General features: G+C 56.3%; 9 protein-coding genes. 5 read left to right on the forward strand and 4 right to left on the reverse strand.

The features are described from left to right. Positions 1-1,823 precede the first annotated feature (1,823 nt). The 3 genes from ASG35_RS19285 to ASG35_RS19295 are packed head-to-tail and all read right to left on the reverse strand — an operon-like array spanning position 1,824 to position 5,197. Positions 1,824-2,765, reverse strand: a complete 942-nt coding sequence (locus ASG35_RS19285) for a LysR family transcriptional regulator (protein WP_235527619.1) — start codon at positions 2,763-2,765, stop codon at positions 1,824-1,826. A 28-nt stretch (positions 2,766-2,793) separates the two neighbouring features. Further along, complete coding sequence (locus ASG35_RS19290) at positions 2,794-3,801, reverse strand: quinone oxidoreductase family protein (protein WP_156393261.1); 1,008 nt, start codon at positions 3,799-3,801, stop codon at positions 2,794-2,796. Then, the gene (locus tag ASG35_RS19295; RefSeq protein WP_056361168.1) at positions 3,779-5,197 is read right to left on the reverse strand and encodes an amidase; all 1,419 of its coding nucleotides are present in this window, start codon (positions 5,195-5,197) and stop codon (positions 3,779-3,781) included. The genes ASG35_RS19290 and ASG35_RS19295 overlap by 23 nt, the downstream gene beginning before the upstream one ends. 917 nt (positions 5,198-6,114) lie before the next feature. Here ASG35_RS19295 and ASG35_RS19300 point away from each other — a divergent pair. From ASG35_RS19300 to ASG35_RS19320, 5 genes are all read left to right on the forward strand, one after another. Then, entirely contained in the window at positions 6,115-7,650 is a 1,536-nt protein-coding gene (locus ASG35_RS19300) for a hypothetical protein (RefSeq protein WP_056361171.1), read from the forward strand. 309 nt (positions 7,651-7,959) lie between these two features. Further along, the gene (locus ASG35_RS32195) at positions 7,960-13,344 is read left to right on the forward strand and encodes a hypothetical protein (protein ID WP_056361174.1); all 5,385 of its coding nucleotides are present in this window, start codon (positions 7,960-7,962) and stop codon (positions 13,342-13,344) included. 650 nt (positions 13,345-13,994) lie between these two features. Then, positions 13,995-14,540: a hypothetical protein gene (locus ASG35_RS32200; RefSeq protein ID WP_056361177.1), complete on the forward strand. Its 546-nt coding sequence runs from the start codon at positions 13,995-13,997 to the stop codon at positions 14,538-14,540. Next, positions 14,533-16,443: a phage integrase family protein gene (locus ASG35_RS19315; protein WP_056361181.1), complete on the forward strand. Its 1,911-nt coding sequence runs from the start codon at positions 14,533-14,535 to the stop codon at positions 16,441-16,443. The genes ASG35_RS32200 and ASG35_RS19315 overlap by 8 nt, the downstream gene beginning before the upstream one ends. Positions 16,444-16,658: 215 nt before the next feature. Beyond that, entirely contained in the window at positions 16,659-16,934 is a 276-nt protein-coding gene (locus tag ASG35_RS19320; protein WP_056361184.1) for an HU family DNA-binding protein, read from the forward strand. A 244-nt stretch (positions 16,935-17,178) separates the two neighbouring features. On the opposite strand, the gene ASG35_RS19325 is transcribed toward ASG35_RS19320, so the two are convergent. Further along, on the reverse strand, positions 17,179-17,595 hold the full coding sequence (locus tag ASG35_RS19325; RefSeq protein WP_056361187.1) for a very short patch repair endonuclease: 417 nt from the start codon (positions 17,593-17,595) through the stop codon (positions 17,179-17,181). Positions 17,596-18,325: the final 730 nt, after the last annotated feature.

Consider the following 18,325-nt stretch of genomic DNA (forward strand, 5'->3'; position numbering starts at 1 on the left):
CTCACGAAGATCGCGTCAATTAAAGCCTTTAGACAAAAGGGTGCACATTCTCGCAGCCAGCATAGTCTGTTGGCGGGTCTTAAGGAACAGGAAGATGCATTCATTCGATGCGGCTCAAGTTAATCGGTCATTCATTCTTACTTAAGCCGCGCATGTTGGATTTAATATGGCGTTATCGGTCATTGTGATGCCATCCAAACTCAATCAAAGTCTGAGTGCGCGACCCAAGCACTATGTCCGCGCTCACTGTCGAGTGTCGACTATCCTTGCCGGCCCTCGACCGTTCGGTGATAGTGAACAACGAGCTTCAAGTGGCTAACGTCCTTTGCACTCGCATTCCAGGAGTATTGAAGGTTTAAGAGAATTCGCTGCGCTCGCAACGGCTTATCGGTCAGCTCACCGAATTCGGCGACTCGGTCATACGCGAGTTTTGAGAATGGTGTTCGTGTGCGCATAAGACCAGCGGGGATTGTGGTCAACAGGTTTGGGTACCTCTATCCGTTGATTTTCTGGCTTTTCTAATCCGACGATGGGTAGAAAAAGCGCAATATGAAAAACGTCATGGTCTAGTGAAAACGAGCATAGCTAACGATGATCTGATTTGCCTGATTCTACGCCGCCCTCCGGTTAGTCGACCGCGAACGATGCAATTTTGCTTGACGAATAGGCGAACATCTCTTTTAAATTAAAGTTACTAAGTCGCATTGATCATCGAGAATTACCGATATGGAAAGTCGGGTAGCTGCAACGGCGTTTCGAGGCAATAGATCGAGCGCAGCTGTCGGACGTAGGCGGAACAAAATAGCTACTAGGCTCAGAAATAAAAAAATGTTTTAATGGAAAATCGATTTTCAGCAAGTAGCATGGATTGAAAAAATCAACAATGTTATTTTTGATGTTATAAGCTTAAAAAGCTTTTTAACCGACGAACACCTACTCGAGCTAGGATGAAGATAAGTATTTGCTTATAAAACTATAATTACAACACTAACCACCGAATAAGCGCTAAAGTGCTTCTGGGGTGCGTATAGAGGAAGGCTAATTCATTGCTCGCTGACAAATCTTGGCCAAATCATGGCTATGATGTCTGGCCGCTTTTACGCGTCGATAGCAAATTTTCGTAAAGTACGGATACGGCATGTCTACGATGGGTATAAGTTTAGTCCAAAGTTAGAAAACAAATTGGTAGATTAGATATAAAACTGTTTCTATAAACAATGAACATTTAAAAGTACTTACATGTTGGTTATATGGGGCCGTCCGTTCCTTAAGAGATTAAATGGTTACAAAGTATTTAAAATCTGACTTATTGGTGTTTCACTTATTATTCTTGTTTTTGGATTGATTTTTCAGTTTGTTGAGGTTTAGCGCTAATAGCTAAGATTCAATCTAGCTATCAAAAGGTGAAAGTCCACATAAGATTTCTGATAAAGAGGTCGACGAAACTATGAGCCCTATTAAGCCTAAGATGACGGCGCTCAGTGCCGACGCCGCTCTCGATCATCTTGCACTGGCCCTACGACATTTGGAGCGCCGTGGGCTTAAGATAGAGCTGAACCAAGGGATGGACTTGAACTATTGGTCAAACAGGATCATCAGAGTGATTGATGAAACTTCGCATTTGTCGATGCAGCATGGACGTGCGCAAAACTTGTTAAAGCAGCTTACAGCCGCTAACAAATAGGCTGCTTTCATCGCTCGTGGTCGAAGTTCCAACCTCACCATGTCCGAAGACCTTTAGCAGCGCCTTATTAGTGAATCAGTCATTCGGCATTCGCCTCCGCAGCGTCAGACGTGTTACAGACAAGCGCTCGCCTCTTTTGCTAGGACGGCTGGTCGGCGGAATCCAGTTCACCGAACATCTCCACGAGCCAATCGATGAAGATGCGCATACGCTGGCTGAGATGCCGGTTGCGCGGATATACCACATGGAATGGATATGGCGGCGGCTGCAACCCGTCGAGGAACGCTACGAGCTGACCGGTTGCAAGATAAGGCCGGACCTTGAACGAAAACAGGTGAATGACACCGACTCCCGCCAGACCCGCTGCAAGATGCGCATTGCCTTCGTTCACACTCAAAAACGCGTTCGGCTGCACTTCAATGGCGTCCGTTCCCACGCCGAACGGAGAAGGAACAACACGCCCTGTTCGTGGCGAGATATACCTCACGAGTTTGTGGTTGCGTTTTAGATCGTCGATGCTGGATGGTATGCCGTAGCGGCGCACATATTCCGGCGATGCACACGTCGTCCATCCTGCCCGGCCAACTTCTCTGGCCACGAGTGATTCGTCGAGCATTGGCCCCCCACGAATCGTGCAGTCGATGCCGTCCTGGATCATGTCGTTAAAGCTGTCGCGCACGCACAAGTCCACTTCAACATTCGGATATCGCGCGTGGAACCGGGGAAGGGCTGGAATGAGAAAGCTACTTGCCAGCGAGGCACTTATGCCGATTCTGATCGTTCCCGCAGGATTCGCGTTCTCGAACGCGAACGAACTGTTGACTTCATCCAGGGCCTGCATGATCGGTAACGTTCGATCGTAATAAGCGGCGCCTTCGTGCGTGACCGCGACTATGCGCGTCGTTCTCTGCAAGAGCTTGACGCGTAGCTCCGCTTCAAGGTCCTGTATTAGCTTGCTGGCTGTGGCAAGAGGAATGCCCAGGGAATCTGCGGCTTTGGTGAAACCACCGGTCTCCACCACTCTTGCGAAGACCCGGATCGCCAACAGGTTATTCATCGGTAGCCCCAAAATGAGGTGCATGCCAGTTCATCGAATCACCGGCGCGATTTTAAGGAATTAACGCCAGCTTGCCTTGTGTACTGCGGCTCTCGATTGCGCGATGAGCCGAGCTTGCATCATCAAGCGGAAACCGCGTGGTCGGCAGCGCACTGAGCCAACCCTCTTCGATGCCGCAGATCACTTCCGCCGCGCGTTGTTGCATTTCAGCAGGGTCCTGGATGTAGGTGAAAAGCGATCCGCCCGCCACGCGCGCGCCTTTGAGAATTAACGGATAGATCTGCACGTCGGGCGCGACGCCCGATGCCTGGCCATAAGCGATAGCTGTGCCGCGAGGAGCAAGCGCCTTTACCGTTGAAGAGAACGTCGTTGCTCCGACGGCGTCAAAAGCAACGTCTACTCCACGACCTTTGGTGATCTCGAGAACTGCATCGAGAAAATTACCATCGCTATAGTTCACCGCATGATCAACGCCCAGTGACCGAATCGTTTGCAGCTTGGCCTCGGCGGAGGCCGTCCCGATCAGGACCGCCCCTAGGCGCTTCAGCCACTGGACCAGGAACTGGCCTACTCCTCCAGCCGCCGCGTGCACAAGTACGATGTCGCCCGGCTTGACCTGGTGATACTCGGCCAGCAAATACTGGGCAGTCACGCCCTGGAACAGCAATCCTTCGTCCGCCGTAAAGCTTGATGGTATCCGGATTGCCCGATCAGCGGGCAAGACGAGTTGCTGCGCATAGGAACCCGGGACGTTAATCCATGCAACGCGGGTGCCTATTGGAAGTGCCGACACTCCGGGACCGGCCTCGCGCACCGTACCGACCCCCTCATACCCTGGCACGAACGGCACCGGTTGGTAGTCCACGGCGCCGTTGCGCTGATAAACGTCCACATAGTTGACGCCTGCGGCCTCCACATCGACAAGCACCTCGCCGCGCCCGGGAGATGGCGGCGGCACTGAGACCATCTCGAGTACTTCAGGGCCTCCCGTTCTGCTGACCAGAATCTGCTTCATCTCGCACCTCTGTTTGACGACATCAAAGGGGAGGGCGTCGATCACCGAGGCCGCCAGTGCGTTCCAGGAGTGCACCCAGGCGAAGGATCGTTGCTTCGTCGAGCCACTTCGCGACCAGTTGGATTCCAATAGGAAGGCTTTCCGAGCTAAAGCCGTAAGGCACTGAAAGCGCCGGGAGTCCTGTCACGTTGAATGGCGAGGTCGCGCGCATCACGTGCATCCATGACACCGTTTCACCATTGACGACGAGCTCCTCCGCGCCATGAGGCGTGGCGGTCATCGGATTCACGGGACAAAGCAGGACGTCGTACTTCTGGAAAAATCCGGCGAATGCCGAGCGCAGCGCTTCGGCTCTTCCTTCTGCGGCCAGGTAATCACGAAATGAAGGATCGGGAAACGAGACAATGCCTTTACCGATGTCGTGCAGCTCGCTCTCACGTCCTGCGGCAAGCTCTTTGATGTATGGCACGATTTCTCCATAGACCGTCGTCATCAACGTGGCAAGCGGGTCTCCAAGGAACGGCAGGGTCACTTCCTTGACATCGCATCCAAGCTTCGCAAGCTGTGTTGCAGCTGCCTTCACGGCGGCTGTGATCTCAGGATCGACGGGACCGAACGCGGCATCTGAGACCCAGCCGACGCGAATCGGCTGACCGGCCCGACTGACGTCGCCAGAGTCGGCGTTGCGTGTGTGTACCGCGTAACCGTCGACGCCGTCGGGTCCCTTGAGAATCGAATAACCTAACGAGACGTCGCGAATGGTGCGGGCCATCGGACCGACATGCCACCACTTCGAGATCACCGCTGGATAGTGGCCGGTGTAGGGAATGCGGCCGTGCGTTGCCTTGAGTGCAGCGATCCCGGTGAACGCAGCTGGTCCGCGAACGGATATTGCCACATCGCTGCCAATGCCGATCGGCGACATACCCGCAGCGATTGCTGCCGATTCTCCTCCGGACGACCCACCCGGCGTGCGGTCGAGGTTCCATGGGTTGTTGCTGCGTCCTGTCACAAGGTTGTCGGTTTCCGTCCATGCGGAGAATTCCGGAAGGTTGGTTTTCATAAGCGGGATACCGCCGGCCGCCTTGAACCTTGCGACAGCCGTGGCGTCTTTCGCGGGGATGTTGCCGGCAAACAATTTCGAGCCACGCTGTGTGAGGACGCCTTCGGTATCGAGCGCGTCCTTGATTGAAAACGGCACACCGTGAAGCGGCCCCAGCACTGCGCCATTCAGTACTGCAGCCTCGGCGGTTTTAGCAGCTTTGATCGCATCATCGCGCATCAAGGTCACGACGGCATTGACCTTTGGATTGACCGCTTCTATGCGGTCAAGATGCGCCTTGACGACCTCGACTGGCGACAGCTCCTTCGTCCGGATCAAGCGGGCGAGTTCGGTTGCATCGCGATAAAAAATCTGAATGTCACTGTTTGAAAAGCTCATGGTATCCACCTGTCCGGTTCGTTCGTTCGAGGGAAATATGCGCGTTGTCCGGCGTCGTCGTGCAACGCATGTTGCGTTTATCTTGTTGAGTCGGACGAAGTGTAGGAGCGCGGTGGACGAAGATAAACGCGATTTAGTGGAAACACTCTCCAGTCATCTGGATAGTCCGAACTAAGGCTTCTCGGCGGTGGGCGAAGTCCCCAAGGATTGTTGTAGGCGGCGGTATCGTTGCCTCGTGTCTGCACATGAAAGTACGGAGATTTATGTTTTTTTTGGAGAGTGGCGTACTTCGAGCCAATGAATTTGCCACCTCGTGGTAGTGACCACCCCTGGAGAGTTGCTGCTCAATCCATTCGTAGATCGACTAGCAGAGGAGACGATCTCTGGTGGGATGACTCGGAGCGGGCGCGGACCGACCGCCGGCCGGAAACATCAAGTTTTCGTTCGCCCGCTTCCGGCCATGAAGCGACATTCACTGGAAGACGCAGTTGGACATTCGAGCGTCGGTAGCACTCTGGAAGCGGCCGCTGAACCTGACAGAGTTGATGGCGGTTCATCGGCCTTAGCCGACGATCGTTGCTCGTGGCTGGGACGGCCGCTCAATGAACGGGACCGGTCTCCCAAAGGCGACCATGTCGGACCGTACCGACGCGGCGGCGACTTATAATCCTGCCACGCCGACGGTTCAGGCTCTAATCGAAGAAAGACTATTGGAGGGGATCATATCTGCACTTGCACCTCGCCTGCCCGACCTTCGTCTAAGGTCACGATTTGCGGTCGCACTGGTCGCTTTAAGATGCGAGTGTTCACGTCGGTCGTCGTCGAACGTGGTTATTTACAGCGCAATGCCAGCGACCACAACGGGCGACACTCCGACCGTTGTGCGCGAACACATCAGACATGGCTCGAGTTGAAAAATGAATAAGGCAGAAGCTAAGGGCTGGCTGAGAAGTCGCTACGGGTCAACGGAGTTGTACGCTCAGACTTCAGCCACAACGATCCCAACGTCCGAATTGCTCGACGTTCTCTCGCACATTCCCTCGATAGTGTGTGGCTCGGAGGCCGACAAGCAGGCGCGTCAAGCTTTCCTCTTTGACTTCTGTGCACGTCAGGACAGGTGGCGGATACCGACGCCGTTCACCGTGAAACTGGAGCATCAGGCCAGCTTCCGCAGATGTGTCTCGATGTTTAGTGGATATGAATCCAAGTCCCCTATGAACTCGCCTGTCTTCGTCCTTCATGCGCTGCGCGACGAACTTTACGAGAAGTTCGCTGGTGTGCCTTTGCCCATGACCAGTGAGCGACTAGCGCTACTCGATGAACTTTCACTCCGCATAGGTGCCATCGTTCGGCCTCATACCTCTATAAAAGCTGCGGAATTCGATTCTGAGATTGCGGTCGTCACGAGCATACTTGACGGATTACGCGACGGGACACTTCGCACGATTTTTCGCACGTCGCTACCTTACGCGATGTCCGCACAAACTATCGAACTCAGGACTATTCATCGCGGAATTCAGCTTACAGGCTCGCTCATTCCAAAAATTTCTCAGCCTTCCAGCGTTTTCAATTCGGGCGGCACCGAAACGGTCGCTGCAGAGATGAACACCTCCAGGTGGCCAAGCGGGGCAACCTCTGTGGATCTCCACTTTGCCGCCCTTGTCGACCCGAGCGTTGAGGCACCCGCGCTTCGGATTCCATCTGCTGGCTCCATCCTAGGAGAATCGTGGCCAAACGGCTTCAATGTGGTTTTCGACGTGATCTACGAAGTCTGTTGGCACGTCCGCTATCAGCAGGGCGAGGCCTTTGGATGGATTCCCTCACCTAGCGATATCGGCCAGCTTGAAAGTCGGATGTCCTGCGGTTCAACAAAGGATTTCGGGCTCATCTGGCGCAACAATCCCGCAAGCTTAATGAAGGCGTTCGTACCGCCGTCCGAGCCGTTGGTCGTCGAAGGTGAGATGCGCGCGATGCCGTGGCACCGCAAGTGCCGTGAACTTGCGCAACAACACGCGCGCGTCGGAGATACACGAGAAGCTCTCTTTTGGCTGAACGTCGGCACGGAGTCGCTGATTAACGATAGGATGAGAACCGAAGTCGCGAAATATGGCTCACCGATCGGCCTTGATAGCTTAGACAGCAGCGACGCATACTGGGACGACGCCCGACAATTGGTTGAGACAATCAACAAGGCAGTCGCTGATCAGATTGATTGGCCTACCGATACTCGAAAGCCAAGTCGCTTCAAGCAACTCAAGTACGTCTGCCGCAAGATCAAGGGGGCACCGTCGTTATCGAGTGTTCAGTCAAGCTACTCGAAGGTATCGAAGGACCGCAACGCGCTTTTCCACGGCGAGAACGAATCACCCGTATCCGTAGAAGCATTTCGCGAGGCGACTGCTGGCTACGACTGGCTCGATCAGCATTTCTTTCCTGACGCTGAAAGGCATTGACGGATCGTATAGCTGTCCGCTTTTTACCTAGCTGGTCCACGCGAACTTTGAGAATCGTAGCGCCCATGGCTCGTTCGTGCCGGAGGAGCAATCATCAGGGCGATTTGTCCATCGCCGCGCGCGAGCGGATCTGCCCAGCTGCTTGTCAGCACGAGCGCATGGCCGGCGGCGGTCGTCATAATTACGGGCAGTTGCGTGCAGTGCGGCGCAGACCGAGCGTCAAGCTCTTGTGTGGCACGACTTAGGCGCATAATCGCCCATGATCTGCCAATCGGCTGACGCCTACTCAACGAATTTTTCCAACTATCGATGGCGCAATCACCCGAACTCGCCGGGGGCGAGGGCTTTACCTTTGAGGGCGACGCGGCTGCGTTCTATCTCACCGCGTTGCTAGCCGAGGCGTATGCACCGGGCATTAACGATCGAACTGTTGTCCGAGTGTCGGTTCAGCAGCGCGATTTCGGCGAACCCCTCGACGATGTGATTGTTGATTTTGAGGACTCCACGAAGGGTCCCGCTCGGCTAAGCCTCCAAGTGAAGCGATCGCTCACTGTCAGTAAGGCGAACACGAACACTGACTTTCGCGACATCATTCGCGACAGTTGGGCCACGCTCAAAAAGTCTGATTTCCGCATCAATACCGACCGCTACGGGGCAGCGGTGGGTACGGTTACCCCTGTCAAAGAACGGGCACTAAAGACGCTTTGTGATTGGGCACGCGAAAGCCTAACGGCTGAGCACTTTGAAGCACGTTTTGTGCCGGGTGGCAGCGCCGGCGTCGACATTAAAGCGGTAAACGAAGATGTCGTTTTTCTGCTGGGAGAAGCGAAAGGGGCGCCGTGCACACGGGAAGAAGTGCATCAGTTCCTTGCACACTTCGTACTCGTCCAATTTGACTTCCTTCGAGAAGGCGCTACCGATCCCCCTGACGCAATCAATCGCATCCGAGATTGCCTAGTGCCCGACGATGCGGGCAAAGCTCCTCTTGTCTGGTCGCGCGTCGTTCAACTCGCCCGTGCATCGGCAGGCAAGTCAGGTCAGTTTGATCGTGCACGGCTTGTACGCTCGATTGCATCTGTCGCGCGTTTGCTCGGCGCGACCTCATTGCGCCGCGACCTCGAGAAGTTGATGGAGGTCGCGAAGAGCTACGCGAGCCTCATTCCGGACGATGTTGGCGGAACAAAGCTTGATCGAATCTCGCTACTTGAGGATTTGGACGCAAAGCTCGCTGCAGCCCGAGTTGTCCAGATCCGCGGTCTTCCTGGCAGCGGCAAATCAGTATTGGTGAAGCGAGCAGTACTCCGCGCGCTCGAGCGCGGGCCGATCCTCTTCCTCAAAGCTGAACAGCTCGAAGGCACCAACTGGATCAGCTACGCGGCCTCGCATGGTCTTTCGGATGTGCCATTAGAGCTACTTCTTGTGGACGTTGGAGCCGCCGGCATTCCCATTTTCTTCATTGATGCGATCGATCGCATTGAGAAAGAACACCAGGCAATCATCCTCGACGTCATTCGCACCATCGTAGAGTCGCCGCTGCTCGATCACTGGCGCATCGTCGTCTCTCTTCGGGATACCGGCATAGAGGTGTTGCGCAATTGGTTGGGCGACTTCCTTGATGAGTTGAAAGTCGAGACGCTCGGCGTTGGTCAACTAAGTGGCGAAGAAGCCGATACGCTTGCAATCGCCAAGCCACATCTGAGGCCACTTCTGTTTGGGTCGGCCCAAGTGCAAGAGATCGTCCGACGCCCATTTTTTGCGAAGGTACTGAATCAAAGTTACATCGCTGCCCCGAGCGAGCCGACTTTCGCCCCACAATCGGAAGCCGATCTAATCGGGAATTGGTGGCGGCGAGGCGGTTACAACGAGACCGGGCAAAGCGCGATTGAACGCCAACGCGCGCTGCTTGATTTGGCACGCGTTCGCGCCCGCCAGCTTAGCCAGCCGATCCGCTTTAGTCAGCTCACCTCGGTCGCACACATCGACGACCTTCGATCGGACGGCATACTTCAGAATGCTCGCGAAGGTATCTCGGTTCGATTTGCGCACGATATCTTCTTTGAATGGGCCTTCTTCCATGTCCTGGCCGATCGCGGAGCACAATGGATGGAAGAGATCAGGGCGTGCGGCGAACCGCCGGCGGTCGCACGCGTAGTCGAACTCGTCTCGCAGTGGGAGTACGCCCACGGAACAGACTGGCGGGCGTTCCTCACGCAAACTGAAGGTTCGGATCTGAGGTCACAATGGCTGCGAGCGTGGTTGGTCGGGCCGCTCGGCACTGGGAGGTTCGAAGTTGACGAAGACCAGTTCGCGACTGCCGTGCTTGCCGACGACTTCCGACTTTTCAGGAAAACGCTCGTCTGGTTTCAGGCTGAGAAGACCTCGTCGAATGCGAGCATCCTCGCTGGTACGCTCCCACTAGAGCAACGTCAACGGGTCGCTGATTTCCTCGGTTGGCCTTCGGACTTCGCCGCCTGGCGCCGCCTTATCGACTTTATCCTCCGGCGCATTTCAGACATTCCGCAGCGACTCTATCCCGAGATCGTCGCGATTTTTGAGGTTTGGCAGAACGCCCTAGCTGGCATTAGCAACCCGACATCTCGCGCGCTACTACAACAATGTGCTGCCTGGCTCGCCGCTATCGATGCAATCAGCACCGCTGACGGGCCTGATGAAAACTCTGCATACTGGAACAGGGTTCCCAGCTTGGGCGATTTCGGAAAATCGCTTGGCCGGCTCCTCTTGAGATCGTCCAAGGCCGAGCCGACCCTTGCGGCTGACTATTTGCAACGGATCACCAATTCTGAGCGCATCCGCGACGACGACTTTCATGACATCATCGCCTACTCACCCATCCTAGCCCAATCGCTTCCTCAGTCGGTTGTCGACCTATCGTTGATGTTCCTGCGAAAGGAGTTACCTGACGACGAAGTCGCCCGCGAAGAGAGCGAGCTTCACGACGCAGCCGAGTGGCGCAAATCTGTTTTGGCAAAACCGGAAGCCGAGCGCTCGCGTCAAGAGCAAAGGGCACTTTCGGTTGGGTTTTCCCTGCGAACCATCGGCGATTTCAGCTATCACGACTGGGATAGACTCTCGATTCACGACGACTACCGAAGTTTCTCGCCACCTTCGCCGCTTCGAGAGCCCTTTCACTCACTATTCCAAGCATCGCCCGGCGAGGCACTGCGACTGCTTCGGGAACTCTGCAATCATGCGATGGCCGCATGGCTGCAGTTGCATCGTCACTCGCGTGAACGTGGCGGCAGCCCTATACCGCTCGAACTTACGTTCCCCTGGGGTACCCAAAGATTCTGGGGCACCGACCGGGAGTACCTTTGGTTTCGGTCGACTAGGGCGCCGAAGGCCATCGGCTGCGGGTTTATGGCGCTAGAGGAATGGTGCTTCGCCGAGCTTGTACGCGATCGGTCCGTTGACGAGCTGATACAGCAAATAGTCGAGGGGAACGACTGCATCGCCATCCTAGGTATCGCTGCGATGGTCACGCTCCACTCTGAGACGGTGTCAGAGGCCACATTGCCGCTAATCACCTCGCAACGCCTATTAGCGGCAGACCACAACCGAATGGTGCAGGACCTCTCGCCGACCGCGAGCCTAATCGGGTTCACGGGGCGGACCGACGAGCCGCACGTTGTGGCAATTCAGTCAGCAAATACCCGGCCAGTCCGTAAAGCACAGCTTAGCTGGATGGTGCCAAGGTTCATCTTCACGACCGAGCCACTTCACGACCGAGCCCGCGAAGCGATCCTCAATTTCAAGAATAATTTGCCCTACCAGTACGAAGAGCATCGCAACATTTCGGAGGCTCGGGAGCATCTCACAGCTCAGGCTCTCGGGTATGCCGAGTTGGTGGAACCGGGGAACTATCAGGCCTACCGCACGAACGAGCATTCAGACGAGATTGCGATCGTGCACGTCAGCCCTTCCGCCGCTAAGCCTGAATACGTCGCCCGAGCTGAGGAGGCCTCTAGGCACCTTAGAGAGGTGGCTCTCTGGACGTGGGCGTCCAAATACCTCGAAGAAAAGACGCTGGGCGAAACCTTCACAGTCGAGGCAGCCATCGCGTTGGCAAGCGAAACTGACGCCGGCAACTTGTTCGAGCATTCGGACAACGAGAACGACGACGGGAGGTTGGGTATGCGTCGAGGTGCGGTCGCCGCTACAGCCGCCGCCGTACTCAACTTCCGAGAAAGGCTCACCGAAGTAGACCTTGAGTGGGCTCGTGACGTTCTAGCGCGTGCAATCCGTCTGCCAGAAAAGCCCGGATTAATGTGGTCGCCTGGCTCCATTATCCCGTGGCACCAAGCGATCTACGTGGCGCGTGGCCTCGCAGCAGATCTTCGCGAAGGCACATCGGTGGAAGGCACGGATCACGACCTCCTTGGGTTGATTGCGCATCCGCTTGAAATCGTCTCGTTAGCCGCGCTCGAAGAAGCCTGCAAACTTTGGTCCAAGGACTCGAAGCTGACCTGGGCGGCACTAATTTTGGCATTTTCGCTCTGCCACGTTTTACCGCGGCCGCAGGATCAGCTTCGTCAACACGACGAAGCTCTCCATTCAGTAAGCGAAGCGCAGGGGGCGATTGGCGCGGCACTTGCGTTCTATGAGAATGCCGATGGATGGTCGACCCTTCCATTGCCACCTCCAGCCTGGGTGAAGGTCGAACCCAGCAAGGACCGACAATGGCATCAGAGCCATGACGACTACAACGAAGATGATGCGGCGGATGCAGATGAGGTTTGGAATGAACCGGATGTTTTCTGGCACTCAAAGCAAGCCGCGGAAATTCTAAAGCGCGTCCCGTTCGATGAGATCCTGAGTAGTAGCGCGAAGAATGCTCTGCTCGATTTCCTCGCCAGAGTCCTCGACTGGACTAATCAGAAGAATGCGCCTCCCTGGGTAAAACCAGGACGTCGAGATCGTTCTTCGACACGTGTCTTTGAATGGACCCGCGCGCTAGGCTCTAGCCTCGGACGAGTGGCTGGGCTGCTCCCGCTCAGCGACTATCAGATCCGCTTCCTTCACCCGATATTGGGGCTCGAGGGCGAAAATTGCTGGGCTCTCCTCTCACCATTCGCGAGCACCTACGTCTGCACCTACGTGTACGATGCCCGGGTCGTTCCAGCTGATGCAGTCAAGATGCTCGATCTCTGTCTTGGTCGACTTCTCGACGACCCAACGTTCGATCGCGACGCCTACCGAAGCGGAGAATTCTCAGGCTTCGATCAGCCGGAACTTGTTCGCACATTGATGTTTGTCTCAGTCGAACGCGCGGATTTAGCCGCTCGCTATGTCAATGGAGACTGGTCGGAAATTAGTCGCATCCTGTCCCTGATTGACCGATTCATTCGCGCCGGTGGATGGGCTGCCTCCGTGATGGCCCCGTTCTTGACGTTGTGTGAGCGAGCAAAGACCAACTACCCCGCCGAAGTCTTCGCGGACCAGATGCTCGCGATCATCAGCGACGGGCCAGACAGCCTGAAGGGGTGGCATGGAACATTTATTCCTGCGCGTATCGCTGAACTTGTGCAGCATTTCGCACATCGCGACGCACCGATGAAGCTTGGTCTTGCTCAGAAGTTTCTGCGAATTCTCGACATGTTGGTTGACATGGGTGACCGGCGAAGTGCCGCGCTTCAACTTGGAGAGGCCTTCCGCGAGATTCGTTTGGCTTCCTAGCGTAGCGGCGCCTAACTAAATGTAAATCCCTTGTGTTGTTGCAGTTGGGTGCAAAAGGTTGGTTCCAACTGAGTGAAAGAAAATGCTTCATGCCTCAGGGGCAGACGTATCGATCGCCGGGCAAAAGTTAGTGGACGCCCCCAGCGAGGAAGCAGACGTCGGGAGCAAGCGCAGCTGGTAATCGCTCACGGTCGAGACTAGGAGTTCGCCCGCGCACAAAGCGGCCATCCTGCTGCTCGATGTTGGCGCCGTCGGCAATCTGCCAGATTGCCGACGTTGAAACTACACTCCTCGACTGTCTGCTTTGGCCGAACTCCTGTCTTCCAATACGACTGACGAGCGTCCGTTGTACCTTGAAACCTGCCCTCTACGTCGCGCTGGGTCGACCGGCCGCAGCGGGTCGGCTACGGGCATTCGGCCCGCTTGGAAACGACCAGGCACAAATTTCTATAAGCCAATGCGATGTCGAATCACGCTGGTTTTCCGGACACGGAAACCTGTCAAAGATCAAACCCGTTGATTCATAAAAAGCCTTTGCATTCAATCAACTAGAAGATAATCAAGCCTGCTCTCTCGTATTATCAGGATTGCATTTGAGAGGTAAAATACGGCATTTTCCCATCGCGCCTCTTTGCAGGCCTTGAGTTTTCATGACCCAGACACCGCCCGCAGCCCCGCCCGATAAGGACGCACCTGTCGATCCGGTGACCGCTCGCATCGTCTTGCGCCTGGACGACGCAATTTCGGCGTTCCGTGCAGGGGAGGGGACGGGTCTGCACGCCTTAGATTCGGCCAGTCGCCTCATGGGCGAGCTGACTGACGATGCAAGTACGACCGCGGCGGCTCGGCGGGGTGAGCGACCCCGCGTTCCTCGACGGCCCGACCGCGTAGAGCTGGCAATCCTTACGGCGCTCGCCGATACGTACGGCAACGAGATCCTGACCAACGCATCGCTCGGCTATGCACTGCGACTAGTCGCGCAACATGGAGGCGTGGCGCTAGTGCAGCGCGTCTTATGGGGCGAGTCCGCGTCCGATGTGCAACTGGCCACGATGCTCGGTGCGGCCCGCGCGGCATTCACCCAGATCGCCTTCGCGTTCAGTGACGATCTCCTCGCAGAAGCGAACGGCGTGCTGTCAGGATTCCGACCGCAGCCACCGGGCGGCCCAAAGTCGACCCGAGGCAAGCGTGGCTGAAAATCTCACGCTCACCTACGGCTACACCGCGAAGGATCTCGCGGCGGTGCGCGCGTATGTGCAACGGGTCACGCCGGCGATCATCGCGCGTACTTACTACGACGTCGATGAGGATAGCTTCGCGGCCACGCCCTCGGCGATGGACCGGCACCTTCGCACCATGCTTGATGGCCTGGTGAAGGTGGCGATCGAGCACGGGTCGGCCGCGCTTGCGGAACATCTGCGCTCGTCGATCAAGAAACACGGGCAGCCAAAGCTCACCACGGTGACGTTTCGGATGGTCACTGAAGCAGCGGCACTGGCGACAGCTTCCCCCGCGGCGAACCACGCGATCGGACGATGGTTTCGCCCGCGCATCGCATCGCGCTTGAAAGGGGAGGGGATCACAACGATTGGCGAATTGATCGCGTTCTGCAATCGGCGCGGCGGCAGCTGGTGGCGCTCGGTGCCGCGCATCGGAGCCGGGCGCGCGGCCGTCGTCGTGGCTTGGCTGCGCCGGCACGAATCGCACATCCAACTGCGCGTCGACGCCGACGTGGACACGCGCGATCCGCTGGTCGCCGATGAAGTCGTCCAGGTGTGGCCGGCCGAACCGGTTCTGACTGATGGGGATGGGGTAGGGCAGTCGGAAAAACCTCAGAAGAGGTTGTCGGATCGGCTCACCCTAGCGCCGCTCGAACGGATGGCCGTGCCGCACACGCTGTCGGGCGCCGAAGGTGAAAACCGCTCGGTTGCCTTCTGTTATATCCAGGCGCGCCACGACCTTGAAGCCGTGCGCGCATACCTGAATAAATACCGCGATCAGCCGAAAACGCTGCGGGCCTACACCAAGGAAGTCGAGCGCTTTCTCTTGTGGTCAGTGGTCGTGCGGGGCAAGGCGCTGAGCTCGCTGGTGGTTAATGACTGCGAGGCGTACAAGGATTTCTTGAAAAGTCCGGATCCGCGTTTTGTTGGCGAACGGTTCAGCCGCAACTCGCCACGTTGGCGCCCATTCGCTTCTGACAATCTGTCGCCCGAGTCGCAGCGGTATGCCGTGCGCGCGCTGCGTGCGGCCTTCACTTGGCTGGTGGACGTCCGCTACCTCGCGGGCAATCCCTGGAAAGCGGTCAACGATCCGAAGATCGTTCAGCGTGAGACGGCGATGCAAATCCATCGTGCGTTGCCGGCGGACCTGTGGCGGCGCCTTCGCAATGAGCTCGATACACGCTCCGACATGGACGGCGATACCAAGCTTGCGGTGCAGTGGCGCGTGGTTCGCGCAGCTCTTTTGCTCATGGGTGACTCGGGCCTGCGCCGCGAAGAAGCCGCGGATGCGCAGCGCGGCAAATTGCGGGTGTCGATCTACGGTACGCTCGAACGGCCGGTGTGGGAGCTGACTGTCGTCGGCAAGCGCAACAAGGAGCGGACGGTGCCGGTGAGCGTCTCGACGCTCGAGGCGCTCAAAGCGCACTGGTCGGATAGGGGGCGCGACTTCATGGCGCGGACGGATCTGCTCAATCCGTCCGCGCCGTTGTTGTCGCCGGTCGCCATCCCCCAGACGCCCGCCTCACGCGTCAAACATCATCAGCGCAGCACCGAAGGCGAGCAGGGCTATTCGGCCGACGGAATTAACCGCCTGATCTCACGCATGTTGACGATCATCGTCGAGACCATGGATGATCTGAGTTTGGATGAGCGCGTGATCCTGGGCTCCGTGAATGCCCACGCGATGCGTCACACCTTTGGTACCCAGTCGGTCGCCGACGAGGTGCCGGTCGATGTCGTCCAAAAAGTGTTGGGTCACGCGTCGCTGCAAACGACGTCGATCTACGTGCAGGCCGAAAAGAAGCGCGTGCTCGAGGAGGTCGCCGGCTACTACGCTCGGCGCTCGGAAGTGCGCGCTCCATCCGGACGAAACGAGTAACCCGCTGTTTGCTTGTTCCCCACAAAGGAGACAGCAGTCGAATGAATGGTGGTTCAGATCCGGATGGCTAAGCTACGAGCAAGAAAATCCCCTCAAGAGGACAAACTCACGTTCGTCCCAACAGGTTGGTTTGCGTCGCAGCGAGTGTTCGGTAAGGTGGGGATCATGCATTTGCCGGATGTTTATGCCAGTTTGATTAATGTGAAGGGAATTAAATGAACAAACAAGAACTTGTCGACGCCGTTGCAGCCAAAACCGGCGCGAGCAAGGCGTCCACTAATGAAGCAATCGATAAAGTATTTGCGGCCATCATCCGCGCGGTCGTTGCCGGTGATACCGTTCAGTTGATCGGTTTCGGTTCGTTCGGCACTGGTGCACGTGCGGCTCGCACCGGTCGGAATCCAAAAACCGGCGAGGCTCTGCAGATCGCGGCGGCCAAAACGGTGAAGTTCACTGCGGGGAAAGCCTTTAAGGACGTCGTCAACAGCTAATGCACAATGCGTTTGCCGTTCAGGATAAAGCGTCGCTGAATGAATTGGACGTGGCCTGTCGCTTCATCCGGAATGGGTGGCGTCAGAGTTAAAAAGCTCGCGGTCGAGCCCTGCGGTAGCGGTCCATTTCCGCGGGCCGATCGGCTCCAAATTATTTTACGAACAGAGCGAATCATGAGTCTAGGATCTAAATCCTCACCGAGGAGCTCGACGACGCGTCATCCGTCTTATACTTGGCTCAATCTTAGAGGGGGCGTCCCTCTAAAAAATTTTCCACCTTAATGGATACCACGTCATATCCGGTCTTGGTCAGCTCGCATTCCCACAAAATTAAGCATTCCCATCCCATCGCTTCGAGCGCAGTGACGGCTCTTTGGTCGCGAATTTGGTTTTTACTGACCTTACGAGACCAATAGAGCGTGTTACTTTTTGGGATCCTTGCGCCTCGGCGGCAAGTGTGACTGTGCCAAAAGCAGCCATGCACGAAGATCACTTTTCGGCGGCCCGGGAAGACAATGTCCGGCGATCCAGGCAGGTCTTTACGATGCAGCCGAAACCGGTAGCCTCGCGCGTGCAAAAGACGCCGCACGAACAATTCCGGGGCGGTGTCCGTGGAACGAACCGCCTGCATGATCTTTCGGCGTGACTCGTCGGTCATCATCTTTGTAAAGGGGCTGCTGATCGAAGAGGTTTTTCGATTCGGTGACGCGGCTAGTTGTCCGGCCAAACGCAAAAGTCAACAAGGCCATAAATTGCGCCAATGTTGCAAGGTATCGAATAACTGTAAACCCGAGGGGGCAACTACTCGACAGTCGCCGGGCGATTGGACCAAGAAGTCAAAATGCAAGGGTGCCGTTTGTTGTACGCCCGGGTGATTTTTTTGGCGCAACCGTAGATTGCCGCCTCACGGGCATCGCCTAGATCGACCATCTTGACCAAGGGCGCTCATAAGCCATTGCGGCTGCGAGCTTCTATCGGTTCGGCGGCGTCCAAGCCTCGATTTTGCAAAGTGCTTACCGCCTGAATAAATGAGCCTCTTGGCCGTCGAGGCGATCCTCACGCGCTGAGCTTATTTTAAGTTTCCGGCATGTCTGCCGATAACTGGAATGGAGGTAGTCTTACGCTTCGTTTGAACATACGTGTCTCGTTGGTCGATCGGGATCCCAATATCCCGTTTCGTCCCTATTCGACATGGACGCATCGACAGCCCGCCGGCTTAGTCTTACACTAAATTCTGCGGAAGAAAATCGAGGAAAGTGACCGAGCTGGCTTTCGAGACGCGCGCGCGTGAGACGTGCGCGGGATTTGGACTAAACGTTTTATCTGGAAATGGATTGCCAGGTTGCATCGCAATTCACGAGAGTATTTGGGGCGATCGATGCCGGACTGAG

Source organism: Burkholderia sp. Leaf177 (assembly GCF_001424345.1).
Lineage (GTDB): Bacteria > Pseudomonadota > Gammaproteobacteria > Burkholderiales > Burkholderiaceae > Caballeronia.